The organism is Nocardia sp. NPDC024068 (assembly GCF_040638875.1).
In the GTDB taxonomy this organism is placed as follows: domain Bacteria; phylum Actinomycetota; class Actinomycetes; order Mycobacteriales; family Mycobacteriaceae; genus Nocardia.
The window spans coordinates 1-25,870 of sequence record NZ_JBEZYU010000067.1 but is presented as its reverse complement, the minus strand read 5'-3'; the positions used below and the strand labels follow the sequence as shown (position 1 = coordinate 25,870).

The 25,870-nt window shown below is 67.9% G+C and carries 22 protein-coding genes; 11 read left to right on the top strand and 11 right to left on the bottom strand.

The genetic code is table 11. The features are described 5' to 3' along the window. Nucleotides 1-282: 282 nt before the first annotated feature. Nucleotides 283-1,068, bottom strand: a complete 786-nt coding sequence (locus AB0F41_RS28485; RefSeq protein ID WP_357429099.1) for a GntR family transcriptional regulator — start codon at nt 1,066-1,068, stop codon at nt 283-285. Between the two features lie 100 nt (nt 1,069-1,168). On the opposite strand from AB0F41_RS28485, the gene AB0F41_RS28480 reads away from it, so the two are divergent. After that, complete coding sequence (locus tag AB0F41_RS28480) at nt 1,169-2,530, top strand: AarF/ABC1/UbiB kinase family protein (RefSeq protein ID WP_357429096.1); 1,362 nt, start codon at nt 1,169-1,171, stop codon at nt 2,528-2,530. Between the two features lie 99 nt (nt 2,531-2,629). Here the strand turns inward: AB0F41_RS28480 and AB0F41_RS28475 are convergent, their stop codons facing one another. Beyond that, a complete protein-coding gene (locus tag AB0F41_RS28475) occupies nt 2,630-3,229 on the bottom strand; it encodes a GDSL-type esterase/lipase family protein (protein ID WP_357429094.1) in 600 nt (199 codons plus the stop codon). 118 nt (nt 3,230-3,347) lie between these two features. Between AB0F41_RS28475 and AB0F41_RS28470 the strand changes: the two genes are divergently transcribed. Beyond that, nucleotides 3,348-5,735 carry a lysylphosphatidylglycerol synthase transmembrane domain-containing protein gene (locus AB0F41_RS28470; RefSeq protein ID WP_357429092.1) on the top strand — a complete coding sequence of 796 codons (2,388 nt, stop codon included), beginning with the start codon at nt 3,348-3,350 and terminating at the stop codon, nt 5,733-5,735. Between the two features lie 142 nt (nt 5,736-5,877). Here AB0F41_RS28470 and AB0F41_RS28465 read toward each other — a convergent pair whose 3' ends face one another. Beyond that, nucleotides 5,878-6,471: a cysteine hydrolase gene (locus tag AB0F41_RS28465; RefSeq protein ID WP_357429090.1), complete on the bottom strand. Its 594-nt coding sequence runs from the start codon at nt 6,469-6,471 to the stop codon at nt 5,878-5,880. 144 nt (nt 6,472-6,615) lie between these two features. After that, nucleotides 6,616-8,184 (bottom strand): fatty-acid--CoA ligase FadD5, encoded by a 1,569-nt coding sequence (gene fadD5, locus AB0F41_RS28460; RefSeq protein WP_357429088.1) that lies wholly within the window; start codon nt 8,182-8,184, stop codon nt 6,616-6,618. A 332-nt stretch (nt 8,185-8,516) separates the two neighbouring features. Here fadD5 and AB0F41_RS28455 point away from each other — a divergent pair, with 332 nt between their 5' ends. After that, nucleotides 8,517-9,491: a nitronate monooxygenase gene (locus tag AB0F41_RS28455; protein ID WP_357429086.1), complete on the top strand. Its 975-nt coding sequence runs from the start codon at nt 8,517-8,519 to the stop codon at nt 9,489-9,491. 189 nt (nt 9,492-9,680) lie between these two features. Here the strand turns inward: AB0F41_RS28455 and AB0F41_RS28450 are convergent, their stop codons facing one another. Continuing rightward, the gene (locus AB0F41_RS28450) at nt 9,681-10,634 is read right to left on the bottom strand and encodes an MBL fold metallo-hydrolase (RefSeq protein WP_357429085.1); all 954 of its coding nucleotides are present in this window, start codon (nt 10,632-10,634) and stop codon (nt 9,681-9,683) included. A gap of 157 nt (nt 10,635-10,791) precedes the next feature. Here AB0F41_RS28450 and AB0F41_RS28445 point away from each other — a divergent pair, with 157 nt between their 5' ends. Then, entirely contained in the window at nt 10,792-12,816 is a 2,025-nt protein-coding gene (locus AB0F41_RS28445; RefSeq protein WP_357429083.1) for an acyltransferase domain-containing protein, read from the top strand. A gap of 54 nt (nt 12,817-12,870) precedes the next feature. On the opposite strand, the gene AB0F41_RS28440 is transcribed toward AB0F41_RS28445, so the two are convergent. Both AB0F41_RS28440 and AB0F41_RS28435 read right to left on the bottom strand, forming a co-directional pair. Beyond that, entirely contained in the window at nt 12,871-13,275 is a 405-nt protein-coding gene (locus AB0F41_RS28440) for an RNA-binding S4 domain-containing protein (RefSeq protein WP_357429081.1), read from the bottom strand. A gap of 3 nt (nt 13,276-13,278) precedes the next feature. Next, nucleotides 13,279-13,872, bottom strand: coding sequence for an NlpC/P60 family protein (locus AB0F41_RS28435; protein ID WP_357429103.1), 594 nt, complete (start codon nt 13,870-13,872; stop codon nt 13,279-13,281). 460 nt (nt 13,873-14,332) lie between these two features. Between AB0F41_RS28435 and AB0F41_RS28430 the strand changes: the two genes are divergently transcribed. The 5 genes from AB0F41_RS28430 to AB0F41_RS28410 all read left to right on the top strand — a co-directional run bounded on the left by AB0F41_RS28430 (nt 14,333) and on the right by AB0F41_RS28410 (nt 20,262). Continuing rightward, nucleotides 14,333-15,520 (top strand): ATP-binding protein, encoded by a 1,188-nt coding sequence (locus AB0F41_RS28430; RefSeq protein WP_357429079.1) that lies wholly within the window; start codon nt 14,333-14,335, stop codon nt 15,518-15,520. A 598-nt stretch (nt 15,521-16,118) separates the two neighbouring features. Continuing rightward, complete coding sequence (locus AB0F41_RS28425; protein ID WP_357429077.1) at nt 16,119-16,406, top strand: hypothetical protein; 288 nt, start codon at nt 16,119-16,121, stop codon at nt 16,404-16,406. Between the two features lie 285 nt (nt 16,407-16,691). Then, complete coding sequence (locus tag AB0F41_RS28420; RefSeq protein ID WP_357429075.1) at nt 16,692-17,525, top strand: hypothetical protein; 834 nt, start codon at nt 16,692-16,694, stop codon at nt 17,523-17,525. A gap of 15 nt (nt 17,526-17,540) precedes the next feature. Then, nucleotides 17,541-19,511, top strand: a complete 1,971-nt coding sequence (locus AB0F41_RS28415; RefSeq protein WP_357429073.1) for a fumarate reductase/succinate dehydrogenase flavoprotein subunit — start codon at nt 17,541-17,543, stop codon at nt 19,509-19,511. 4 nt (nt 19,512-19,515) lie between these two features. Beyond that, complete coding sequence (locus AB0F41_RS28410; RefSeq protein ID WP_357429071.1) at nt 19,516-20,262, top strand: succinate dehydrogenase/fumarate reductase iron-sulfur subunit; 747 nt, start codon at nt 19,516-19,518, stop codon at nt 20,260-20,262. Nucleotides 20,263-20,345: 83 nt separating this feature from the next. Here AB0F41_RS28410 and AB0F41_RS28405 read toward each other — a convergent pair whose 3' ends face one another. Continuing rightward, on the bottom strand, nt 20,346-20,483 hold the full coding sequence (locus tag AB0F41_RS28405; RefSeq protein WP_357429069.1) for a hypothetical protein: 138 nt from the start codon (nt 20,481-20,483) through the stop codon (nt 20,346-20,348). A 129-nt stretch (nt 20,484-20,612) separates the two neighbouring features. Continuing rightward, nucleotides 20,613-20,837 (bottom strand): DUF397 domain-containing protein, encoded by a 225-nt coding sequence (locus tag AB0F41_RS28400; protein WP_357429067.1) that lies wholly within the window; start codon nt 20,835-20,837, stop codon nt 20,613-20,615. Nucleotides 20,838-21,220: 383 nt separating this feature from the next. Here AB0F41_RS28400 and AB0F41_RS28395 point away from each other — a divergent pair, with 383 nt between their 5' ends. Continuing rightward, entirely contained in the window at nt 21,221-21,421 is a 201-nt protein-coding gene (locus AB0F41_RS28395; protein WP_357429065.1) for a hypothetical protein, read from the top strand. Between the two features lie 116 nt (nt 21,422-21,537). Here AB0F41_RS28395 and AB0F41_RS28390 read toward each other — a convergent pair whose 3' ends face one another. Then, on the bottom strand, nt 21,538-22,443 hold the full coding sequence (locus AB0F41_RS28390) for a DNA-3-methyladenine glycosylase 2 family protein (protein WP_357429101.1): 906 nt from the start codon (nt 22,441-22,443) through the stop codon (nt 21,538-21,540). 100 nt (nt 22,444-22,543) lie between these two features. On the opposite strand from AB0F41_RS28390, the gene AB0F41_RS28385 reads away from it, so the two are divergent. Next, on the top strand, nt 22,544-22,717 hold the full coding sequence (locus AB0F41_RS28385) for a hypothetical protein (RefSeq protein ID WP_357429063.1): 174 nt from the start codon (nt 22,544-22,546) through the stop codon (nt 22,715-22,717). Nucleotides 22,718-22,791: 74 nt separating this feature from the next. Here AB0F41_RS28385 and AB0F41_RS28380 read toward each other — a convergent pair whose 3' ends face one another. Further along, a complete protein-coding gene (locus tag AB0F41_RS28380; RefSeq protein WP_357429061.1) occupies nt 22,792-25,599 on the bottom strand; it encodes an FAD-binding and (Fe-S)-binding domain-containing protein in 2,808 nt (935 codons plus the stop codon). Between the last annotated feature and the right edge of the window lie 271 nt (nt 25,600-25,870).

Here is a 25,870-nt window from a genome sequence, read left to right as displayed (position 1 = left end):
CAGCCCTCGAGACTCGTGGCTTCGCCACATGCGCTTCGAGGGCTGACAGCAGACGCGGGCCGAACCCTTTGTGGGCCTCGCTGAACTCGGCGCCGGGAGGGTGGCCTGGTTTCGGGGAGTGGCGCATTCGGATGAGGACCGGGTGGGCAGGTTGGGTGCGGACCCGGTGACGCTGAGGCACAGGTATCGGGAAGGCGGGGGGGCGGGCAGGAAACGGCTCGGGCGAATACCACGCAATCGAACAAGGGCCGGTCGGGGCCGAGGGGCGCTTGCGGTCGCTTCTCAGGCGGTGGCGGCGTGGATTTCTTCGGAGGGGGCGGTGGCGCCGAGGATTTCCTCGAAGCGGGCGGTGACCTTGTTGTGATAGAGGCCGAACAGGTCTTCGAAGAGGGCGAGCTGGGCGGTGGTGGGGCCGGAGGAGGATTCCCAGACCGCGATCAGGGCGCGCCACACCAGGACGTGGAGGTCGGGGGCGCCGGCGAAGTATGCCTCCACGGCTTCCGGGACCTCGAGCACCATTTCGCCGATCGAGTTCAGGATGGCGCGTTGCATACTCGATTCGAGTACGACGAGCAGGCGGCGGACCACGCCGATCTCGATGGCCAGGATGCGGCGGTGATCGGGGACGTCGAGGCGGGCCAGGGTTTCGAGGGTGTCGATCTCGGCCTTGAGTTCGGTGAGGTCGACGCCGGCCGGTGTCCCGTGTGCCGTACCGGTGTAGGCGAGCAGCGCGTCCATGACGATTCCGCGCTCGACCTCGACGATATCGCGGAACATCTCGATCGCCACGTCGGGCATCGGGATGGAGAACCGGAACAGATGCCGGTAGACGTCCAGGCCGCCGGCCGCGCGAACCTCGCGGATGGTGAAACCCTTGCCGCGGCGTGCCTCGACGAAACCGTAGGACTCCAACCGGCCGAGGGTGAGCTGCGCGGTGGCGCGGTTCATCTCGAACTCTTCGGCGACCTGGCGGACCGAGGGCATCAACTGGCCCGGCTGGTATTCCCCCGCGGCGACCCGCCGTGCCAGTTCGTCGGCGACGTCGGCGACCACCGTACGGGACCCCATGGATACACCTTTCTCGGCATCTGATACGTCCCAGACAGTCTATGCGCAAATATGCCAGACTGCACAGGAGAACAGGCAAAACGCTTTCTGGGGATGAGGAATGAGCAGTCGACGGGATCCGGGCGCGCCGCCGGTGCGGCGGGCGCTGCGCAGCGCCAAACTCGTGGCGCTGCCGGTCGCCTATGCGGGGCGGCAGGCGGCGGGCGCGGGGCGACGTGCGCTCGGCCGCTCCGCGCAGGAGGTGAACCGGGATATCCAGACCCGCACCGCCGAACATATGTTCGCGGTTCTGGGCGAATTGAAGGGCTGTGCCGCCAAACTCGGCCAGCTGCTGGCGGTCTACCAGCTGGCGCTGCCCCGGGAGCTCGCCGCGCCGTACCAGGTGGCACTGGCCCGGCTGCAGGATTCGGCGCCGGTGATGTTGCCCGCGTCCGTGCACGGGGTGCTGGCCGCGAGTCTGGGACCCGGCTGGCGCGAGCTCTTCCGGGAGTTCGACGACCGGCGCGCGGCCGCGGCCTCGATCGGCCAGGTACATCGCGCGGTATGGCACGACGGGCGGCCGGTCGCGGTGAAGGTGATGTATCCGGGCGCCCGTGAAGCGGTGGAGTCGGATCTGCTGCAGTTACGCCGTATTTCGACCCTCGCCTCGGTTTTCCTGCCGGGTGCGGATGTGAAGACGATTACCGACGCGCTGTGCGAGAGCGTGCGCGCGGAATTGGACTATGCGGCCGAGGCCGATAATCAGCGGGCCTTCGCCGCCGCGTACGCCGGCAGTCACGAGTTCCGGGTGCCGGAGGTGCTGGTGCAGCGCGGCGATGTGCTGGTGTCGGAATGGCTGGAGGGGATTCCGGCAACCCGGATCATCCGGTCGGGTACCCGGGAGCAGCGGGACCGGCTGGGCACCTTGATGATGCGGTTCGTGCTGACCGGTTGGGGCCGGCACGGGCTGCTCTATTGCGATCCGCATCCGGGGAACCTGTGGTTGCTCCCGGACGGACGGCTGGGGGTCGCCGATTTCGGCGCCTGCGCGCCGTGGCCGCATCCGGATTTCACCGATCTGACCGTGGATTTGTGTGACGCGATCTTCAACACCGGGCCACCGGCGCTGGAGGCGGCCGTGCGCACCCACGGGTTCGCCCAGCCCGGGCGGCAATTCGACGCGGCCGCACTAGACGTCGCGCTTTCGGCGTGCGGGGAACCGGTACGGCACGAAAGGTTCCGGATCACCACATCCTGGCTGCGTAAGCAGGTGCTGCGGATCACGAGTCCGCGGTTGACGAATGTGATGCGGGAGCTGACGCTGCCCGCGCATTGCACCCCCTTCGCGCGCGCCGGTCTGACGCTGGTGGGCACACTGAGTCAGCTCGAATGCGAATGCGATTTCCGGGCGGAACTGGTGCGTTCGGTTCCGGAACTCGCCGACGTGTTCACGACGATGCGCCACGGCGTAGCGGCGGGCTGACGGTGGCGGCGGCCTTCCGGCCGTCCGCACCGTCTGGGACATTTTACGGTGAGATACCGTAAAATACGGAAAAACTATCCTATTTATCCATCGAGGCGATCAGTACCCCCACCACGCGCGCCAAGCGGGCAACAGCCCTAGCGCGAACACGGCATAGCCCGCGGCACCCGGGTGGGCGCCGTCGCCGGCCCGCACCTCGTCGGCCCATACGGTCTCCTCCGCCAGTAGCCGGAAACTCCCGGCATAGGGCACACCGAATTCGGCGCAGACCCCGGCGAAGCGCGTATCGAGTTCGGCGATCCGCCGATTGTGCGCCTCGTCGTCCACCGGTGGCGGACCCACCATCAGTACCGGCCACTCCCGCACCCGCGCGGCATCCAGCAGGGCGGCCAGGTTCGCCGCCGCGGCCGGTGCGGCCACCCGGGGGGCACCGTCGAGCAGCACCGTGTCGTTCACACCGAAAGAGAACACCACCCGGCATTCGGCACCGGCCGGAAGCCGTGCTTCACATTCGGACACCCAGCGCCCGGCGATATCGCTGGACGTATGGCCGCGGATCCCCAGGTTGTACGCGGTCAGCCCCAGCCCGGCGGCACCGGCGTGCGCGGTCAGCCGGCCGCTCCAGCCGAGGGCCTCGGGATCCCCCACTCCGGCCACGAAGGAATCCCCCACAAAACAGATACGCCGATCACCACTCACCCACGCATTCTGGCAGCGTGTTGGTGTGTATCGTCCGGCTCGGCCTCCTGCATACTCGCAACCTGGTGCGCGTGGGCGGTCGCACAGCTTCACCTCGATCCGAAAGTACCGATACGACATGCGAGTCGATGGGCGGGAGATCCCGGTCACGGGCAGCCTGCTACAACCGCTCACCCGGCGGACCAGCGATATCCTCCGTGTCGTCTTCGCGTCTGCCGGCGTCGCCGTCGTCATCGCCGGATCCCTGATCACCCGCCCCGAATGGCTGGCGCTGGAGCGGTCGGTCTCCAATATCGTCGGATTCCTCAACTCCGACCAATCCAATCTGGTCTACCTGCTCTACGGGATCGTCATCCTGATCCTGCCGTTCGCGATCCTGGTGGAACTGGTGTGGGGCGGGCATTGGAAACTACTCGCCGGGTACGCCACCGCCGGCCTGGTCGCGGGGATCCTGCTGTCCATCACGCCGAGCGGGCTGTCGGCTCCGCAGTGGCATCTGCAGGTGCCGGAGAACCTGGCCGATAAAACCTTCCTGCAGCAGTTCCTCGACGATCCGCGCTGGATCGCGATGCTGGCCGCGGTACTCACCGTGTCGAGCCCGTGGCTGCCGGTGCGGGCCCGGCGGTGGCTGTGGGTGCTGCTGCTGGCGTTCGCGCCGATGCATCTGGTGGTGAGCACGGTCGTTCCGGCGCGCGCGATGTTCGGGCTGGTGGTCGGCTGGCTGGTCGGCGCGGTGATCGTGCTGCTGGTCGGGACCCCCGCGCTCGAGGTGCCGCTGGACGCCGCGGTCCGCCAGCTGGCCCGGCGCGGCTATACGGTCAACCGGCTCACCGTCGTCCGTCCGGCCGGGCCCGGGGCGCTCATGCTGTCGGCCACCGTGGCGGAGCGGGAACGGGCGCTGGTGGTCGAGTTGTACGGCAAGAATCAGCGCACGCAGAGCGCGGTACGCCAGCTGTGGCGCTGGCTGACCTTCCGGTCCAGCGAAACCGCCCCGCTGCACGGTTCGATGCATCGCGCGGTCGAACATCGCGCGCTCATGGCCATCGCGCTGGGCGATCTGGGGGTCGCCGCGTATCGGCCGGTGACGGTGACGGGGTTGCCGCGCGGCTGGATGCTCTACGCGCACACCCTGCCCACCGGACGCTCGATCGAACAGGACCCCACCGATACCGCCGCGCTGGACGCGGTATGGCAGGCGCTGACCGTCCTGCGTGAGCGCGGAATCGCGCACGGTGAACTCCGGCCCACCGAGATCCGGGTATGCGCCGACGGCAAGGCCGCTTTCGGCGGGTTCACCTCCGCCGAACTGTGCGCCTCCGACGCCCAGCTGCAGTCCGATATCGCGCAGCTGCTGGTCTCGATGACCGCGGTGTTCGGCCGGGAGGCCGCGGTGCGCTCGGCGATCGAGGTGCTGGGCGAGGAGACGGTGCTCACGGCGTCCCGCCGGTTGACCCGATTCGCCATGCCGCGCGGGATCCGCGCGTCCATCCCGGATTGGAAGTCCGCGGTGGGCGCCGCTCGCGACGAAGTGCGCACCCAGACCGGCCAGGACCGCATCGAGGCCGAGCAGATCACCCGGTTCAGCCGGAAGAGCTTCATTCAGCTGGTACTGCTCATCGCCCTGGTCTACGTGGCATACCCGTTCATCAGCGCGGTGCCGACCTTCTTCACCCAGCTCCGGGAGGCCAACTGGTGGTGGGCGCTGGCCGGGCTGGCGCTGTCCACGCTCACCTACCTCGGCACCGCCGCGGCCCTGTGGGCCTGCGCGTCCGGGGTGGTGAAGTACTGGCCGCTGGTGCTGATGCAGATCGCGAACACCTTCGCCGCCACCACCACCCCGGCGCGGGTGGGCGGGCTGGCATTGAGCGTGCGCTTCCTGCAGAAGGGCGGGGTGGGGGCGGTACGCGCCACCGCCGCGGTGGCCTTGCAACAGGGCGTGCAGGTGTGCACGCATCTGGGGTTGCTGGTGCTGTTCAGCGTGGCCGCCGGCACCTCGGCCGACCTCTCACATTTCGTACCCTCACCCACGGTGCTGTACCTGATCGCCGGGGTCGGGGTCGGGATCATCGGCACCTTCATGTTCGTGCCGAAACTGCGGCGCTGGCTGAACAATTCGGTGATCCCGCAGGTGCAGGAGGTCATCGGCGAACTCGCGGTGCTGGCACGCGACCCGAAACGCTGCGCGGTGATCGTGCTCGGCTGCGCGGCGCTCACCCTGGGCCAGGCGCTGGCGCTGTGGGCGAGCGTGCAGGCATTCGGCGGCGGGACGACGTTCGTCACCGTCACCATCGTGACCATGATCGGCGGCACCCTCGCCTCGGCCGCGCCGACCCCCGGTGGCGTCGGCGCGGTGGAGGCGGCGTTGATCGGTGGTCTGGCCGCGTTCGGCCTACCGGCCGAGGTGGCTGTGCCCTCGGTACTGCTCTACCGGGTGCTCACCTGCTGGATCCCGGTGTTCTGCGGCTGGCAGGTAATGCGCTGGATGACCGAAAAAAACATGATCTGAGCTGTGACATGGCGCCGCCTCCGGCGGCGCGGGTTCGGCGCCCCGAGGTCCCGATTCTTCACTCCTCCGCTCCTCCGCTTCGCTCCCCCGCTCCGTCGCTCCAGAATCGGGACGGCGCCGAACCAGGAGAGTTGGGCCGAGATCAGCCGAGCGCGTCGAGGGCGTCTGTGGTGGTGCGCAGCCCGGCGCTGACCTGGGCGATGTTGGCCAGGGAGGCGGTGTGGATCTGGGGGTCGGCGGCGGCTACGCAGTCGGCGACGGTGTAGACGGTGAAACCGAGGTCGGTGCCGTGGCGGGCGGTCTGCTCGACGGTGAGGTTGGTGGCGACACCGGTCAGGAACAGGGTGTCGATATCGTGCTCGGCCAGCCAGCGGGGCAGATCGTTGCCGGCCAGTCCGGACAGTTTCTGGTTGTCGACGATCCGGTCGGCCTGATCGGCGATCTCATCGATCAGGCGGCTGCCCGGCGCGTCGGGGCGGAAGTCGTGTTGCGCCGCGCCCACCGACTGCATGAATCCGGTGTTGCGGACAAGGCGGCCCTCGCCCTCGGGCACGGTGAAGCGGGTGCAGATGATCGGCAGTCCCAGTTCCGCCGCGAGTTTGTGGAATTCCGCGGCGCGCGGAACCGCACCGCTGGCGGCCACCGGCTCGGCCAGCATCGGACCGAAGAAGCCTTCCGGCCGAATGACGTTGACCTGCCAGTGCAGGGCGAGAACAGCAGCATGGTGATCCGACATGGCGTAGATAATCGACCATCGATGGCCCGGTCGCACGACTCTGCGCAATAAGTCCTGGCCAGCGGGCGCGGCGAGGGGGCCGACGGCACCCGGATCCGAACCGGCGGATGACATTTTCCGCCGGCTCGTACCTGGTGACAGGGGTTAGGCGTTGTCCTTGCGCAGATCGTTCTTCACAACCTTGCCGCTGGCATTGCGGGGCAGTTCCGCGACGACGACGAGCTCCTTCGGATGTTTGTAGCGCGCGAGGTTCTCGTTCAGGAACGGCTCCAGATCCGCGAGGGTGAGGGCGGCGTCGGGATCCTCCAGCGCGACCACCGCGACGGGGACCTCGCCCCATTTCTCGTGTGCCCGGCCGATCACCGCGGCCTCGCGGATCTGCGGATGCGCGAACAGCACGTTCTCGATCTCCGCGCAGTAGATGTTCTCGCCGCCGGAGATGATCATGTCCTTTTTCCGGTCCACGACATAGATGAAGCCCTCGTCGTCCTGGCGGACCAGATCGCCGGAGTGGAACCAGCCGCCGGCGAAGGCATCCGCGGTCGCCTCCGGCTTGTTCCAGTACCCGGCCATCATGCTGGGACCGCGGTAGACGATCTCGCCGACCTCGCCGGGAGCCACATCGTTCATCTCTTCGTCGACGATGCGGGCCTGGATGGTCGGGATGACCTTGCCGACCGAGCCGAGTTTGCGGATCGCGTCCTTGCCCTCGAGCACACAGGTGATCGGCGACATCTCGGTCTGCCCGAACACTGCGACATTGAACGCGTCGGGGAAGGCGACAGCCATGGCCTTCAGCACGGTATCCGAGGCAGGGGCGGCACCCCAGCTCAACGCCTTCAGCGCCAGCTTGCGCTTGGTGATGGTGGGATCGTCACAGATCAGCTGCCACTGGGCGGGCACGCAGAAGGCGGTGGTGGCCTGTTCGGCTTCGACCGCGTCCAGGAATTCGGTCGGATTGAAGGCGCCCAGCGGATGCAGCACGGTCTTGGTGCCGAGCATGAAGGCCGGCGCGAGGCTGCCGAGCCCGGCGATATGGAAAAGCGGGGACGTGCAGAAACCGATCGAATCGAGTTCGATCGCCATCGCCCGGATACAGGTGAGCGCCTGGGCGTTCATATTCCCGTAGGACAGAACCGCGCCCTTGGGGCTGCCGGTGGTGCCGGAGGTGTACATGATGAGGCTCGGCGTGTCCTCGGGGATATCCAGCGGGGTGTGCGCTTCCCCGCCCTCGGTGAGCGCGTCCTCGAACCCGATACCACCCTCGCCGGTACTGCCGTTGATCACGAAAACGTGTTCGAGCCCGGGCGCCTGCCCCTGCACGGCGGTGGCCAGCGGCTGCAGCACGGTATCGGTGACCACGGCCTTGGCCCCGCTGTCGCCGACGATATAGGCGACCTCGGGCGGGGTGAGCCGGAAGTTCACCGGTACCGCGATCGCGCCGAGGGCGTTGATGCCGAATACGGCTTCCAGGTACTCGGGGTAGTTCAGGGCCAGGATGAGAACGCGGTCGCCGAAGCCGACGCCGCGGCGGGCCAGGGCGTCGGCGAACTTCTGGGACCGATCGTGGAGCTGACGCCAGGTGGTGTCGGCGCCGCGGAAGCGGATCGCCACCTCGTCGGGCCGCATCACCGCGTGCGAGGCGATCTGGTTGTTCCAGTGGTTGCGACGCGATCTGATCGGCTCGTCGAGGGCCTGCGCACCGGTGGTCATCCCACGTACTCCTCTCGGTACCGCGTAGGCCGCCGGAGTGTCCGGCGCCACACGCAGTGTGAACGTGTCGGCAGAATAACAATTCACATCGACACCGGCAAGGAGTTCAGCACCGAATAGCGGTTAATTCCGAGGAACTGCGCCGGGAAACGACTTCACACTCGTTGAAGCGTGTATTTGCGGTGATACCCGCGGTCCGACGGCTTCCCCAGCTACGTCAGAGAGCCTCACTTATGCGAATCGCGACTCACTTCCAGGGTTGATCGGGCGCCGATCCCCGTGGCACCATGCAGCAGGCGCGGACTATCCGCGGAAAGTAGAGGAGAGCACCGATGCTGCGGACCAGGTTCACCGAGACTTTCGGTATCGAACATCCGATCGTGCAGGGCGGAATGATGTGGGTCGGCCGGGCCGAACTCGTCGCGGCCGTCGCCAACGCCGGTGGGCTCGGTTTCATCACCGCACTCACCCAGCCCACCCCCGACGATCTGCGGCGCGAGATCGAGCGCACCCGGGAACTCACCGATAAGCCGTTCGGGGTGAACCTGACGATCCTGCCGTCCATCAACCCGCCGCCGTACGAGGAGTACGTGCGCGCCATCGTGGACAGCGGCATCAAGATCGTGGAAACCGCCGGTAGCAACCCCGAGCCGTTCCTGCCCGCGTACCGTGAAGCCGGTATCAAGGTCGTGCACAAATGCACGAGCGTCCGGCATGCGCTCAAGGCCCAGAAGATCGGCGTCGACGCGGTCAGCATCGACGGGTTCGAATGCGCCGGGCATCCCGGCGAGGACGACGTGCCCGGCCTGGTCCTGATCCCGGCCGCCGCCCGCGCACTGACCATCCCCATCGTCGCCTCCGGCGGTATCGCCGACGCCCGCGGCCTGGTCGCGGCCTTGGCGCTGGGTGCCGACGGCGTGAATATGGGCACCCGCTTCCTCTGCACCCAGGAATCGTCGATCGACCAGCAGGTCAAGGAGCAGATCGTCGCGAACTCCGAGCGCGACACCCAGCTCATCTTCCGCACCATGCGCAATACCGCGCGCGTCGCCGATAACGAGATCAGCCGCAAGGTGGTCGAGATCGAGAAGTCGGGCGGCAAATTCGAAGACGTCCGGGAACTGGTCTCCGGCGCCCGCGGCCGCCGCGTGTTCGAGGAAGGCGATCTGGACGCGGGGATCTGGTCGGTCGGCCTGTGCCAAGGCCTGATCGAAGACATCCCGAGCTGCGCCGAACTCATCGAGCGGATGGTCTCCGAGGCCGAAGAACTGATCAACGCCAGGCTGGCGCGGTACGTGGTGGCCTGATTCGCGCTGTTCCGCCACGGCGGAACATCCGCGCCGGAGGTCGGGCGATCGATCCGGTGCGGGGGTGCGGGAAGCCCGATGGGGAATCGGCTTCCCGCATCGCGGACCCGGCGGTGGTTACGCCCTCGGGCAGCAGTACTCGATGCGCGCCGCCCGGCATCGGCAGGCGATGCGCTGTGGGGCAGCCGGTCAACGCGCCGCCAGGGCGGCGACCGCGTCGTAGTCGTGTGCCGCGACCACCTCGATATCGGCCGGCAGCGCGTGCAAGCGGTGGATGGTCTCGAAGGCGGTGTCGCGGTCGGCGTCGAACAGTTGGCCGGGCATCGGTGCCTTTTCCCGGATCAAGCTGATCTGCAGCCGATTCCACACGGCGTCACCGGCCAGCAGCACCCGGCGGCCGCCGGACGTCGCGAGCAGGACTCCGATACTGCCCGGGGTATGACCGGCCATATCGACCAGCACCACCGACCCGTCGCCGAAGAGATCCAGGCTGCGCTCGAAGGTGAGTACCGGCGGGCCGTCGAGTTCGAGCGGGTCCAGCGAGCGCCCGTGCAGCGGCGCGCGCACCACACCGGCCGGTGCGTAGGGTCCGTCCAGAGCCCAGGCCAGTTCCGCCGACGGCAGCCGCACCGGCACCGAATCCGGCAGTTCGAGCACCCCCGAGATATGGTCCCAGTGCAGATGCGTGGGCAGGACGAAATCGATACCGGCGGGGTCGATATCGCGGGCCGCCAGCGCGTCGCCGAGGCCGAGTACCGGCTTGTCCGGAGCCACCAGCAGCGGAATCGGGAACGGCAGGCCCGGCAGGACGCGCTGATGCACATGGGCGCACAGGGCCGGGTCGACGAGGAACCGGGCGCGCGGATGTTCGACGAGGTAGGCGCCCATGGCCATCGGCAGATGCCCGAACTCACGCACCCCCTCGGCCACGATGGTGGTGGGCGCCCGCATCCGGCCCTGCAGCAGAACGGTCAACCCGACCGTCGCCCGCGCCGCCGGCGGGGGCACCGAATCCAGCCGCGCCAGCAGTCCGGCATCGGCCCGTCGCGGGCGCAGCAGCCGCCCCGGAGTGGCGGCCAGCGCGGCACAGCAGCGCAGCACCGTGGGCAGGGTTCGGGTACGTCCTTCGGCGGAATCGGCCACACGGCAACGCTACTCGCAGGCGGCGGCCGAAGGCTCGCACCAGCGCGTAAGACATTCGGCGCCAACGAAATCGGAGAATCCGGAACCGCCCGTTTCTCCGGCATAATCGAGTCGTGAGGCCAGACCCGCACCGCATCCGCGACGCCCCGCTGCCCGAATGAACAGTTCGCACGCCCGCGTCGTCTTCCTGTTCCCCGGCGAAGGCGGGGAACACGACCGAATGGGGCGGAGTCTGGCCGGGCGGTACCCGGTGTTCGCGGCGGCGGTCACCGCGGCCGGGGATGCCGTCGCCGCGGCCGGCGGGCCACGCGTCTGGACTCCTCGACACGGATTCCGCAATCCGGGCGGCCCGGCGGCGGAGTTCTCGCAACCGGCGCTGTTCGCCTATCAGGTGGCCACCGCGGAACTGTTGCACGCCTGGGGAGTCCGCCCGGACGCGGTACTCGGGCACGGACTCGGTGAACTCGCGGCGGCGGTGGTCGCCGGAGCGCTCCCGCTGACCGAAGCCGCGAAGGTCGCGGTGGCGCGCGGACGCGCACTCACCCACCTCTCCGGGTCGGGTGCGGTCGCCGAACTGCGGACGTCGGAGTCCGAGGCGAGCAGGCTGGTGGAACCGATGCGCGGGCGGGTCGGCGTGGCAGCCGTCAACGGGCCGCGATCGGTGCTGGTCTCCGGTGCCGAACGCGCTGTGGAGGTCGTGATCCGCCGCGCCGGGCGCCGCGGGATCCCCGCCACGCGTACCGGCGTCGACTATCCGGCCCATCACGCCCTCGTCTCCGAGGCGCTGCCCGGATTCCACGCCGACCTCGGCCGGTTGCATACCTCGACACCCCATACCCGCATGTACTCGGGTTCGAGACCGGGCACGGTCACCGACGCGGGACCGCGATACTGGGCGGCCAACCTCACCGCCCGGGTCGAACTCGACGCCGCCCTGCGCGGCGCTGCCGCCGACGGCGCGGAAATCATCCTGGAAGTGGGTCCCGATCCCGTACTGTCGGAGGCTGTCCGGGCGATCGAACGGTTCACCCACACCACCTACCCCACCGCCCGGCGCGACGACGAGGGCACGGCCTTCCTCACCTGCCTGGCCCAGTTCCACGCGGCGCGCACCCTCGGTAGCCCGGAGTACGCAGTCGACGGGGGCAGGCCGTGGATCGGCAGCGCCCGGGCCGGTTCCGCCACGTCATCCGAGACGCCCGCTGCTACGCCCGGCCCGGCTCCGAGCAAGTCCGATCGGACCGGAAATGGTTGCTCACCGACCGATTTCGACGGATATCGGACCGCTTCTGCCGCTGCGGCGACGTCTGTGGACGGATCCTGTTCCCGGCTCGGTGACGGCGGCGCAGAGTCCCGGGAATCCGGAGAGGCTATGCGGGCGGAGGTCACGAGTGCCGGAACGCTGGCTTCGATACGGCTCGCCGATAACCTCCCACCCACGGATATCATCGCATGGACCCGCATGGTCGATGCCAATCGGGCTATCCGCTTCCTTTCCGGACGTCTCGCGGTGGACCCTCCGATGGAGATCGACAGGGCCGGAACGTATGTGGTCAGCGGGGGCCTCGGTGCGCTCGGCTCGATGATGGTGCGGCGCCTGCTCTCCGCGGGGGCCCGTGATGTCGTGGTACCCACGCGCTCGCCGCGGCCGGTACCGCCGCTGCTCGAGGGTTTCGAGGACCGGGTGGTGGTGGTCCGCTGCGATACCGCCGACCGGCACGACCTCGACAACGCATTGCGCGATATCCGTGAATCCGGTTGTTCGATCCGGGGCGTGGTCCACGCGGCGCAGGTATTCGAGGAAACGGTGGTCGGCGCGGTGGTGGCCGCGGACCGGCCGGCCCCTCCCGACCCGGGAACTCCCGACGGCGGGCCCGGATCAGCGGGGCAGGAGGTGGCGGGCGACGCGGACCGGGTGCCGGATCCGGGACGGCTGGCGCGCCGCTTCGCCCGGGTGTCGATATCGGCGGCCAATCTCATCGAACTCACCGCCGCGGATCCGGTGGCCTTCATCGCGGTGTTCGCGACACCGCTCGAGATCGCCGGACCGGTTCGCCCGATCTTGGTCTCGCCCGCGGACTCGGCGCGCCGATTGCCCGGGGACAACCCACATGGAAGCACCGACCTACGCGCACCGGATACGGCCGACCGGTCGATATCGGAGACAGAAAATCCGGCGTGACCCGAGCACGGTGGGTCACGCCGGATGAGTTCTGTTGTTTGTTACGGGCCCGGATCAGTCGTCGGTGCGGCCGAGGAGTCGATCGGTTTCCCGGCGCTCCCGTTTCGTAGGCCGGCCGGTGCCGCGATCGCGTTTCGGAAGGGACGCGAGGATTTCCTTGGGCGGCGGTGGCGGACTGCGGTCGATCAGGCATTGGGCGGCGATCGGAGCACCGACCCGTTTGGTGATCACCCGCTCGACGATGACGATGCGTTCGACACCACCGCTGCGGACACGGACCTCGTCACCCGGCCGTACCGGCTGTGCGGGTTTGGCGGTCGCGCCGTTGACCCGTACATGTCCGCCACGGCAAGCCGCCGCGGCGGCCGATCGGGTTTTGAACAGCCGCACAGCCCAGACCCAGGAGTCGACCCGGGCCTGGTTCGGTCCGTGGGACGGCGCGGTAGCGGCTGGACTCACCCTTTAGACGATACGGCGGGCGGTAACCACATCGTCGGGGGTCAGGTTCGTGTAGGTGACCGGCTCACCGGACTGCACGGCGTTCAGCAGCTTGCCGTCTCCGGCGTACATGCCGACGTGGCCGCCGCCGTTGGTGATGACGATGTCACCGGGCTTCAGGTTCTGGAAGGCCACCGGAGCGCCGACGTGGGACTGTTCGAAGCTGGTGCGCGGCAGTTTGATACCGGCCTGCTTGTAGGCCCACTGCACCAGGCCGGAGCAGTCGAAGTTGGCGGGACCCGCGGCACCCCAGGAGTACATGGCGCCGACCTTGGTCTTGGCGGCATCCAGGGCCACATCGCCGAGGCTCTGCTGGATCGGCGCGGGGGGCGCGAAATTGGGCATCGCGGCACCCGGCGGCGCGAAATTGGGCAGCGACGGCAGCTGCGGCATGCCCTGGGGCGCCTGCTCCAGGGCCTGGTTCAGCTGGTCGGCCTGAGCGGCGAACTGGTCCGGCACCTCGACATCGAATTTGCCGACGCCCGGAACGTCGATGGTATGCGTGGCGGCCGAGGCAATGGCGGGCATGGTGCCCGTGGTGGCGGCCAGGGTGCCCATGACGAGCGCGCCCTTGACAGAATTAGGCAGCTTCGATTCTCGCTGCAAGCTGTGCTTACCCACCGAGCTACGTCTCCGATCTTCGTGCTCTCCCGTCGCATCGGTCGCGCGTCCTGCGTTGTTCGCGGCGGCCGACTGCGGCGGTGACCCAGTGGCGCCGCCTCACTTCCGAAACGACTCGACTCCGCTAAGTCACAAGAAGGTTACGATGCCTGCCGGGTGTTGTCCAGCCGAACGCGCCGGTATTTCTCACGAGCTGGGAGTACATGCGTAAAGCGCTGCGCGAGCAGCAATTTTCACCGCGATGACAGGTCACGGCGAGGTCTCGGGCGGCGGGTTTGCCGGACATCCTCGCCGGGAACTCCGCACCGGCCTGCGCTCGATAGCCTCCACTAGCCCTGTCTAGGACACGGCATAGATTCGCCCATATTCACCGATCGACCCGCTACGGTGTCTGGGTATGGATCCCGTGCGCAACCCGTACGCCCCCGGCGCGGGCCAGCGGCCACCCGAACTCGCCGGACGCGGAAAGCAGCTCGACGCCTTCGATGTCGTGCTCGAACGAATCGCCCGCGGGCGGCCCGAGCGCAGTGTGATGCTCACCGGATTACGCGGAGTGGGCAAAACCGTACTGCTCAACCAGCTGCGCTCGGCGGCCGGCTCGCGCGGCTGGGGTACCGGCAAGATCGAGGCCCGCCCGGATCAGGAACTGCGGCGCCCCCTGTCCTCGGCACTGCATATGGCGGCCCGGGCCATCGCGAAGAACCACCGCAACACCGAACGGGTGGACGACTTCCTGGGCATTCTCAAGGCATTCGCACTGCGCGCCACCGCGGACAAGGGGATGCGGGAACGCTGGCAGCCGGGGATCGATGTACCAGCGGTGACCGGACGCGCCGATTCCGGCGATATCGAGATCGATCTGGTGGAACTTCTGACCGAGGCGGCGGCCCTGGCCGCCGATATCGGCGTGGGTATCGCCGTATTCATCGACGAGATGCAGGATCTGGGCCCGGCCGATATCTCGGCGATCTGCGGGGCCTGCCACGAGCTCAGCCAGGACACCGCCCCGCTGATCGTGGTCGGCGCCGGCCTTCCGCACCTCCCGGCGGTGCTGTCGGCGTCCAAGAGTTATTCCGAACGGCTGTTCAGCTACCACCGGATCGACCGGCTGGATCGCGAATCCGCCGACCAGGCCCTGATCGCCCCGGCGGAACGCGAAGAGGTCAAGTTCTCCGACGAGGCCCTCGCCGCGCTCTACCGCAAGGCCGACGGCTACCCCTACTTCGTCCAGGCCTACGGCAAGGCGGTCTGGGACCAGGCCCCCGGAAGTCCGATCACCGCGGAGGATGTGGAAGTCGCGGCACCGACGGCCGAGGAGGAACTGGCGGTCGGGTTCTTCGGCTCCCGCTACGAGCGCGCGACCCCCGCCGAACGCGAGTACATGCGCGCGATGGCGGATCTCGCCGGCGACGAGGGCCCGGTCGCCACCGCGGCGGTGGCCACCGAACTGGGACGTAAACCCGCGTCGCTGTCACCCGCCCGCGACGGATTGATCAAGAAGGGGCTGATCTATTCGGCGGAGCGCGGCACCATCGGGTTCACGGTTCCGCATTTCGGCCGCTACCTGCGCAGTGTCAGCACCTGAGCCGCGCGCTATCACTCTCTATTCAATTCTTGAACGAACTGTAGATCGATGTAGATCCCGCTGGGCACGGCGCGCCATCCACACAATGAGGGCTCGACGGGGCGCGGGCGCGCGCATGGTTCCGCGAGCCGACCGCGTTCGCGAATCGATAGACCGGGCCCAAGACTCCGGCGACTACCCGCTTCCGGTTTCAACAAAGCCTTGCCGCGCACCGGCGCACCGGAGAGAAGGGCTCGACCCGCCGGTTCGGCAGTGGCCGACCCGGCCGCTGTCGATATCTATCGGAATCTATGAATCGCGCTCGACTCCGGTATAGACACCGAGCAAATTCGGTAGGCGAATCTATCGATATCTAGGCGCATACCTAGTGGGCCGTATAGATCGAAGGACGATCCTCCGCCCGTCCCGGCCCTCTCAGCAGTTGTGCACATCTGCTCCCAACCGCAACCCGATCTTGATCATCCGACGAGCCTGAATCGAATTTTTCCCGTACTGTGTTGTAGATCACCTTGTGTGGTCGGTCACAAGCAATGCCGGACGGCCGACGCAGTCCGAGCGGCGTTCGCACCGCGACCGGTGAGCAACTCAGGAGGTATCCATGACACGCAGCGACTTCGCGGAACTCCGGTACGCCGTCAACCAGCTCCGCCAGTCGATCGGGGTGTTGCGCGCCCACTACGGGGACGCGGGAACGGTTCGCCGGCTGGAGAACGACCTCGAAAGGCTGTGCATCGACGCCGACGAATTGGAACAGAGCCCACCCCCGCAGCTGGTCGGCCGCGGTCAGGAGCCCATCTACGTACCGGACAGCAAATCCGACGAATCGGCCTGGATGGGCGCTCAGGACGAGGGCCTCGGCTTCCACTCGCGGCCGCGGACCCAGTAGCACCACCGGGTTCACCGCCGGATAACTGAACCCTCCGCCCCGGGCTCCCGCCCGGTGCGTCGAGAGCGGCGGGTCGCCGGACAGGCGGCCGGCCGCTCACGTTTGCGGTGTATTCACCTGACAAGATCGTCAGTAAATGTGGCGCAAATCACTGGCCTGTTGAGGCGACAAGATTGAGCGGACCCCGCTCGGTCGATAGCGAACCCGGCGTATGGTGCTCAGCATCACATTCGATCGGGGACCGTCAGTGGTCTCCCGAACCGCCGATCAGCGAGGCATCGACCAGTGAATGCCGCAACGACCACAACCGCTCCCGATACGGGATCAGGTGTTTTCAGTAAGGCCCGGGCCCGCATCAACGCCCGCACGCTACGCACGGACCGATGGTGGCTACCACCCCTCATCACCGTCGTGGGGCTGGGCGCCTTCGTCATCTACGCGACCATCAGATCGTTTGTGCGGACTGCCTATTGGGTGCCGGATTACCACTATCTGACCCCCTTCTACTCACCGTGCCTGAGCACGTCGTGTGTGGAAGGTGCCAGCCATCTCGGCACGCCGTTCGGCGATCTGCCGATGTTCATCCCGCTGGGTTTCGTGGTGCTGCCGTTCCTGCTCGGGTTCCGGCTCACCTGCTACTACTACCGCAAGGCGTACTACCGCTCGGTGTGGTTTTCCCCGCCGGCCTGCGCGGTGGCCGAACCCCACGCCAAATACACCGGCGAGACCCGGCTGCCGCTGATCATCCAGAACGCGCACCGCTACTTCTTCTATGTCGCGGTGATCATCTCGGTGATCAACACCTACGACGCCATCGGCGCCTTCCACGGCAAAACGGGCGGCTTCGGTATGGGCCTGGGCAGCCTGGTCCTGACCGGGAACGTGGTCCTGCTGTGGGCCTACACCCTGTCCTGCCATTCCTGCCGGCATATCGCGGGCGGGCGGCTGAAGCATTTCTCCGCCCACCCCGTGCGCTACTGGCTCTGGACGCAGATCTCCAAGCTCAACACCAGGCATATGGCCCTGGCCTGGACCACGCTCGGAACTCTCGTGCTCACCGACTTCTACGTGATGTTGGTCGCGAGCGGCACGATTTCCGACCTTCGCATCATCGACTGAGGAGTTTGCACGGCTATGCCCGAAGTGGAGCGGCACACCTACGACGTCGTGGTGATCGGTGCCGGCGGCGCCGGACTACGCGCGGTGATCGAAGCCCGGGAACACGGCCTGTCCGTCGCCGTCGTCTGCAAATCGCTGTTCGGCAAGGCCCACACCGTGATGGCCGAAGGCGGCTGCGCGGCGGCGATGGGTAACGCCAACGAGAAGGACAACTGGCAGACCCATTTCCGCGACACCATGCGCGGCGGCAAGTTCCTGAACAACTGGCGGATGGCCGAGCTGCACGCGCTCGAGGCCCCCGACCGGGTGTGGGAGCTGGAAACCTATGGCGCCCTGTTCGATCGGACCGCCGACGGCCGGATCAGCCAGCGCAACTTCGGCGGACACACCTATCCCCGGCTGGCTCATGTCGGCGACCGGACCGGTCTCGAACTGATCCGCACCATGCAGCAGAAGATCGTCTCGCTGCAGCAGGAGGATTACGCCGAAACCGGCGACTACGAGGCGCGGATCAAGGTTTTCGCGGAATGTACGATCACCGATCTGCTCAAGGACGGCGACCGGATCAGCGGCGCGTTCGGCTACTGGCGCGAATCCGGCCGGTTCATCCTGTTCGAGACCCCGGCGGTGGTCCTGGCCACCGGTGGTATCGGCAAGTCCTACAAGGTCACCTCGAATTCCTGGGAGTACACCGGCGACGGTCACGCGCTGGCGCTGCGCGCCGGGGCCCGGCTGATCAACATGGAGTTCCTGCAATTCCATCCCACCGGGATGGTCTGGCCGCCCAGCGTGAAAGGGATCCTTGTCACCGAGGGTGTCCGCGGTGACGGCGGGGTGCTGAAGAACACCGACGGCAAACGCTTCATGTTCGACTACATCCCCGGGGTCTTCAAAGGGCAGTACGCCGAGACCGAGGAGGAAGCCGATCAGTGGCTGCGCGATAATGATTCGGCCCGCCGCACCCCCGACCTGCTGCCCCGCGACGAGGTCGCCCGGGCGATCAACGAAGAGGTCAAGGCCGGCCGGGGCACCGAGCACGGTGGTGTCTACCTCGATATCGCCTCCCGGCTGACCCCGGAGGAGATCACGCGCCGGCTGCCCTCCATGCATCACCAGTTCAAGGAGCTGGCCGATGTCGACATCACGAAGGAACCGATGGAGGTCGGTCCGACCTGTCATTACGTGATGGGCGGTATCGAGGTCGAACCCGATACCGGCGCCGCCCACGTCCCCGGGCTGTTCGCGGCGGGCGAATGTTCGGGCGGTATGCACGGATCGAACCGGCTCGGCGGCAATTCGCTGTCCGACCTGCTGGTTTTCGGACGCCGCGCGGGTCTGGGCGCAGCGGAGTACGTCACCGGCCTCGAGCGGCGGCCGGAGATCGCCGATACCGATATCGCGGCGGCCGCGCAGATCGCCCTGGCGCCTTTCGACCCGCCGGAGGGCGGATCAGGCGAAAACCCCTACACCCTGCACACCGATCTGCAGCAGACCATGAACGATCTGGTGGGCATCATCCGTAAGGAGCACGAGGTGCGCGAGGCGATCAGCCGCCTCGACGCACTGCGCGAGCGGTTCGCCCACGTCACCATCGAGGGGCACCGCCAGTTCAACCCGGGCTGGCATCTCGCGCTGGATATGCGCAACATGCTGGTCGTCAGCCAGTGCGTCGCCCAGGCCGCGCTGCAGCGCACCGAGAGCCGGGGCGGACACACCCGCGACGATCACCCGGGGATGGATCCGCAGTGGCGTAACAAACTCCTGGTCTGCGCGGTGGCCGGCGCGGAGGACGAATCCGGCGTACCCGATATCTCGGTCACCGTGCGGGAGCAGCTTCCCATGCGTCCCGAACTGCTCGCCCTCTTCGAATTCGGTGAGCTGGAGAAGTACTACACACCCACCGAACTCGCCGGACATCCGGCGGCCGGGGGCGCCGCGGCGGGTACGAGCCGCAACGGCAGCGATTCGGATACCAAGGAGGCGTGAGCGGATGAGTTACGACGCCAAGTTCCGCGTATGGCGCGGTGATACCGACGACGGAGAACTGCGGGATTACACAGTCCCGGTCAACGAGGGTGAGGTGGTGCTCGACATCATCCACCGCTTGCAGGCCACGCAGACACCCGATCTGGCGGTCCGCTGGAACTGCAAGGCCGGCAAATGCGGTTCCTGTTCGGCCGAGGTGAACGGCCGGCCGCGACTGCTGTGTATGACCCGGATGTCCACCTTCACCCCCGATGACATCGTCACCGTGACCCCGCTGCGGACCTTCCCCGTGATCCGCGATCTGGTGACCGACGTGTCGTACAACTACCAGAAGGCCCGCGAGATACCCTCGTTCACACCGCCTCCCGGCCTGGCTCCGGGCGAATACCGCATGCAGCAGGTGGATGTGGAGCGGTCGCAGGAGTTCCGCAAATGCATCGAATGCTTCCTCTGCCAGAACACCTGCCATGTGGTCCGGGACCACGACGAGAACAAGGAAGCCTTCGCGGGTCCCCGCTACCTGATGCGTATCGCGGAACTCGAAATGCATCCCCTCGATGTCGCGGACCGGCGGGACTCCGCCCAGGAGGAACACGGGCTGGGCTACTGCAACATCACAAAATGCTGCACCGAGGTGTGCCCCGAACACATCAAGATCACCGATAACGCGCTGATCCCGATGAAGGAACGGGTGGCCGACCGCAAATACGACCCGATCGTCTGGCTCGGGAACAAACTGTTCCGGCGCTGACCGGAATCGAGGGGTCCGCTGCGCGGCTGAACCGAACGGTTCGGCGGCGCAGCGGGAGGTGGTCCGGCGCCGCGGACGTACCGTCAGAGCATCGTGACCACGCCTGTCGCGACCAGCCCGACCAGTATTCCGACGAACAGCGCCGACAACACGGAGCTCGTCAGTACGAATACACCGGACGCCGACGCCGCGAAGAGCAGTCCGACGATCAACCACGCCACACCGTCGCCGGGCCGCAATCTACGGAGCCGAGGTCGCGAATTCCTTATTCCTCGGTCCACGTATCGTTGTCTACCCGTTATACAGCCTGGCAAACCGGTGGAGGACGGATAACTCCGAAGCCGGGAAGGTCAGGGGCGGTCGAATTCGCCGTCCCGCACACCCGCGGTGAATGCCGCCCATTCACCCGGGGTGAACACGAGTACCGGACCGTCGGGGTGCTTACCGTCGCGCATTCCCACATGCCCATCGGCGAGCATCGCGATCTCCACGCTGTGCGAGCCCGGCCCATCCGGCCCACTGCTCAGCCAGCGGGCGCCGGACAGGTCCACATTCGTACCGTTGTCGATGCTCATCCAGGTTCTCCTTCGCCCGTCTCCGCGGGTCGCAGCCTGTTCTGTCGAGGTCGCGGCGCCGGGGCGCCACGGGTGATCAAGCGCCGGGGCGCCACGGGTAATCAAGCGCCGGGGCGCCATAACCGATCGAGCGCCGGGCGCGCCACCCGCAATCGAGTGCCGCCGCGCCCCCAGCGATCGAGCGCGATGCTACGCGCAACGCCGACCGGACCGCAGATAACCCCGCCGACCCGGAAATCCGCAAATTCGACGACGAAAAAACGGCGAATCTCACCCGATCCATACCGTTCTCGGCCTATGGTGAGCTGTTGGTCGTATGTGCACCCCCGGAAACCCACCGCGGACAACAGGAGTCGGCCGCGGGTTCACAAGGAGGTCGTGTGATGCGGTTGAATCTGAGCGCCCCGATCCCCACCCTGCTCGATTGCGGTGACGATCCCGGCGTGATGAGCCCCGAACAGGCCCATTCGGCCATGCAGTTGCACCTGGACTGCACCGTCGATATGTGCCGGGTCCGCCGGCGCGCGCGGGCGACCCTGGTGGAATCGGGGCGCTGCGTTCTGGACAACCGCGCCCTCCAATAGCGAGAACCCGCGTACTCGCGATCCAGAACCGGCGTGGCGGCCCGGCGGCCACACGGTATCAATCGCGACCCGGAACGGCTCGGCGCCGACCTGGTAACGGCTCGGTGCCGACCGGCTCAATGCCACCGATGATCGGTGACCGGCGCGCGCGGGCCGAAACGGGGTTTACGGGCCTGCCCGCTGATCTCGAGCAGGCGAATCGTCCGGTAGCGATGCGGGCGTACGGGTTCCAGGTACTCGACCATCTCCGCATCGTCGATATCGCGGCCGAGCAGCGTCCACCCCACCACCGACGCCAGATGGAAATCACCCACCGATAGTGCGTCGGCGTCACCGAAAGCGCGTTGCGCCGTTTCCGCGGCCGTCCATTCGCCGATACCGCGGATGGTCCGCAACCGGCGGGCGGCTTCGGCCGGGGGCAGTCCGGCGGTACGTTCCAGCGCGTCGGCCCGCTCGGCGGCCCGCACTATCGTCTGCCAGCGCTGCGGCCCCACATTGGCGCGGTGGTAGCTCCAGGAAGGTATCCGGCGCCAGGTCTCGGGGTCCGGTGGCAGCCACAACCCGTCCGGGGCCGGGCCGGGTGGCGCGGCGCCGAACCGATGCACCAGTACGCGCCATGCGGCATACGCCGAGACCGTGGTGACCTTCTGTTCGAGGATGGCCGGGACCAGTGATTCGAACACCAGCCCCGTGCGCAGCATCCGCAATCCCGGAAACCGATGATGAGCGGCGGCGACGGTGGGATGGATGGGGACGAAATCGTCCACCGTTTCGTCCACACACAGCATGCGGTCGAGTCCGTCGAGGAACTCCGCCGCACCGGGGCCCCAGGCCGTGGCCGCGACCGCGGACTTCTCGGCCTGGACCAGGCGGAAGGTGACGGGCCCGGTGGGCATCCGCGAAGCTCGCCAGTGCGCTCCGTCGGGGGTTATCCGATGGCAGGGGTCACCGGCACCGCGGCGCAGCGGCGCGAGGGTGTGCGCGAGATCTATCGGGGCGGCCGCGGCCAGGGTCCGGGCCATCCCGGCAGGGCCCGCCGGAGATCCCGCTGAGCGAATGGGCACCACGCTATTGTGCGCCTCCGGCGTAACAGGACCGATTTGCGGGACGATAATGGCCGAGTTGAGCAAATACCTGGCTGCCGCTGCGGCAGGGGGTATCAATGATCACCATAATCCGGAGGATTTCATGATCATCGACGCACTCAATTGGCTGCTCGATCTCTGGGGTTCGGTTTTCGCCGGAAGCTCCGGCTACGAGATTCCGCCGGGAAGCCTGCCGTTCGGCAGCAGTTGACCGGCAGATCCGCCCCGGCCATACCGGGCCTTCGCGCCCCGGCGATTCACCGCCGATCGAGTCGGCGCAGGTAATCACCACTCCCCCAGCAGGATCTGCGCGAGGTGACGGCTCGGCCACCCGGTCAGCTGATCGGCCTGGGTGCGACAGGAGAATCCGTCGGCCAGCAGCGTGGCGTCGGCGGGCGCGTCGCGCAGCGCCGGGAGCAATCCGTTCCCGGCGACGGCCTCCGATATCTCGTAATGCCCCCGCTGCATCCCGAAATTACCCGCCAGACCGCAACATCCGGCGATCTCGGTGATATCCACTCCCATCCGGGCAAATATCAGGCGATCGGCTTCGAATCCCAGTACCGAGTAATGATGGCAGTGCGGCTGCACCACCACCGACCGGCCCGCGGCACCGGGTGGACGCCAATCCGGCAGATCCGTCAGGAACTCGGCGAGCGTACGTACGGCGCCGGCCACCGGCCCGGAACGCGGATCATCGGGCAGCAATTCCGGTAGATCCGCGCGCAGGGTCGCGGTGCACGACGGCTCCAGGCCGATGACCCGGCCCCCGGAGCGCACGTGGGCGTCGAGTTCGTCCAGCGTCGCGCGCAGCCGCGCGCGAGCGCCGTCGAGTTGGCCGGTACTGATCCACGTCAGCCCGCAGCAGACCTGCCTGCCGGGCAGGGTCACGCGGTAACCGAGCGAGTTCAGCAGCCGGACCGCCGCTTGCGCGATCTCCGGATCGAACGCATTGGTGAACGTATCCACCCACAGCATCACCGTCCCGGCCTCCGGGCCGGTGATCTCCTGATTGCCCGCTTCCCGGCGCCATATCCGGCGGAACGGGCGGTCCGCCAGAACCGGCATCGCGCGCCGCGGATCCACTCCCGCGGCGCGCATCCCCAGCCGCCGCAGCGGTCCGGCGCCGGCCAGAGCGTTCACCAGGCGGGGCGCCCGGGTCGCACCGGCCAGCCAACGGGGTAGCCGGCCGAGTGCGTAGTGGTCGCGCGGCCGGAGCCGGCCCCGGTACCGGCGGTGCAGGGATTCGGATTTGTAGGTCGCCATATCGACCCCGGCGGGGCAGTCGGTGCCACACGCCCGGCAGGAAAGGCAGAGATCGAGAGATTCGGCCACCTCGGGTGCGGTCCATTCGAGCTCGCCCCGGACCACCTCCTGCAGCACCCGGGCGCGGCCGCGGGTGGTGTCCTTCTCATCGGCGGTGGCCAAATACGACGGGCACATGAAACCACCGGTGGGGCGCGTATCGGCACGACATTTACCGACTCCCACACAGCGGTGGACCGCGGTCGAGAGGTCACCCGAATCCGCCGTCAGGGCGAAACCACCGGCCGGTGCCGCCGGACCGAGCCCGCGCAGCCGCAGATCCGCGTCCAGCGGGCGCGGGCGCACCAGCACCCCCGGATTGAGCAGATCGCCCGGGTCGAACAGCGCCTTGTATCCGGCGAAGACCGCCAGGACCTCCGGCGTGTACATGATCTCCAGCAGCTCCGACCGTGCCCTGCCGTCGCCGTGCTCGCCGCTCAGCGATCCACCGTGCCCGGCCACGAGGTGGGCGGCATCGGTGAGGAAGGCGCGGAACCGCTCCGGCGCGGCGGCGATGGGCAGATCGAGCCGCACATGCATACAGCCGTCGCCGATATGCCCGTAGAGGAACCCCTCGAGCTTGTATTCGCTGGTCAATTCCTCGAAATCGCGCAGGTAGGCGCCCAGCCGGGCGGGCGGCACCGCGGCATCCTCCCAACCCGGCCAGGCGGGCTGCCCGTCGCGCGTGCGCCCGGCCAGCCCCGCCCCATCGGCGCGGATCCGCCACAGCGCCGCCGCGGCCACCGGATCGGTGATAGTCCGCGTATCGAGGGCGCCCGCCGCCCGGCACAGCAGTTCGGCGGCCGAGTTCGCCGCGGCCTGGTCGGCACCGGCCAGCTCGACGAACAACCAGCCGCCGCCGCGCGGAAGGTCGGGGACCGCCCTGCCGTGCGCGCGCACCATCGCGATGAGGCCGGCGTCGAGACCTTCCACCGCGATCGGCGCCACCGACATCACCGCGGCGATATCGTCGGCCGCGGTCGCCAGGTCGGGGTAGCCGAGCACCACCAGCACGGTGGCGGCCGGAATTTCCACCAAATCCACTTCGGCCTCGAGCAGCACGCCGCAGGTGCCCTCCGACCCGACGAAGGAGGCCGCAAGCGACCCGCCCCGCTCCGGCAGCAGATATTCGAGGCCGTAGCCGGAGGCCTGCCGCTCGAAACGACCGAGATCGGTGCGCAGTACAGCCAATGCCGCGGTGGTGAACTCGGCCATTCCGGGAACCGCGGCCGGATCGGTGGCGAGACGGCGCTCGGTTCCGGTGCCATCGAGAATCCGCAGTTCCCGGACCCGGTCGGAGGTGCGGCCCCAGGCGACGGCATGCGGCCCGCACGCGTTGTTCCCGATCATTCCGCCGAGAGTGCAGCGGTTCTGGGTGGAGGGGTCGGGACCGAACCGCAAACCATGTGCCCGGGCCCGGCGCTGCAGATCCGACAGCACCACGCCCGGCTGCACCCGCGCGGTCCGGCGATCCGGATCCACCTCGGCGATACCGTGCATATGCCTGCTGAAATCGACCACGATCCCCGGGCCGACGGCATTACCCGCCACCGAGGTACCGGCGCCGCGCGGAGTAACGGGCACCCCCTCGGCCCGCGCGACCTCGAGTACCGCCGCCACCTCGGTTTCCTCCCGCGGAAAGACCACAACCTCGGGCAGCACCCGGTAGTTCGACGCGTCCGCGGAATACTCCACCCGGCGCCGATAAGAAATATCCACCGCCTCCGCCCCGATCCGGGCGCGCAGCGCACCCCCGAGGGCTTCCCGTCGCCGATCCTGGTCGGTCACACCGACCAGCCTAAGCGCACCTCCGCCCCCGCCCCGGCCATCCGCGCCCGCATCCCGCAACCCCGCCCAGCACCATCCAGTTGCCGACCTCACCGCACCTACACAAACCACCTCCCGGTGCCGAGTTCAGCGAGGCCCCCAAAGGTTCGGCCCGCGTCTGCTGTCAGCCCTCGAAGCGCACGTGGCGAAGCCACAAGTCTCGAGGGCTGACAGCAGACGCCAAGAGGGCCGAACCCCGCGCGCGCCAGCGCGCCAAAAACACAACCGCGCC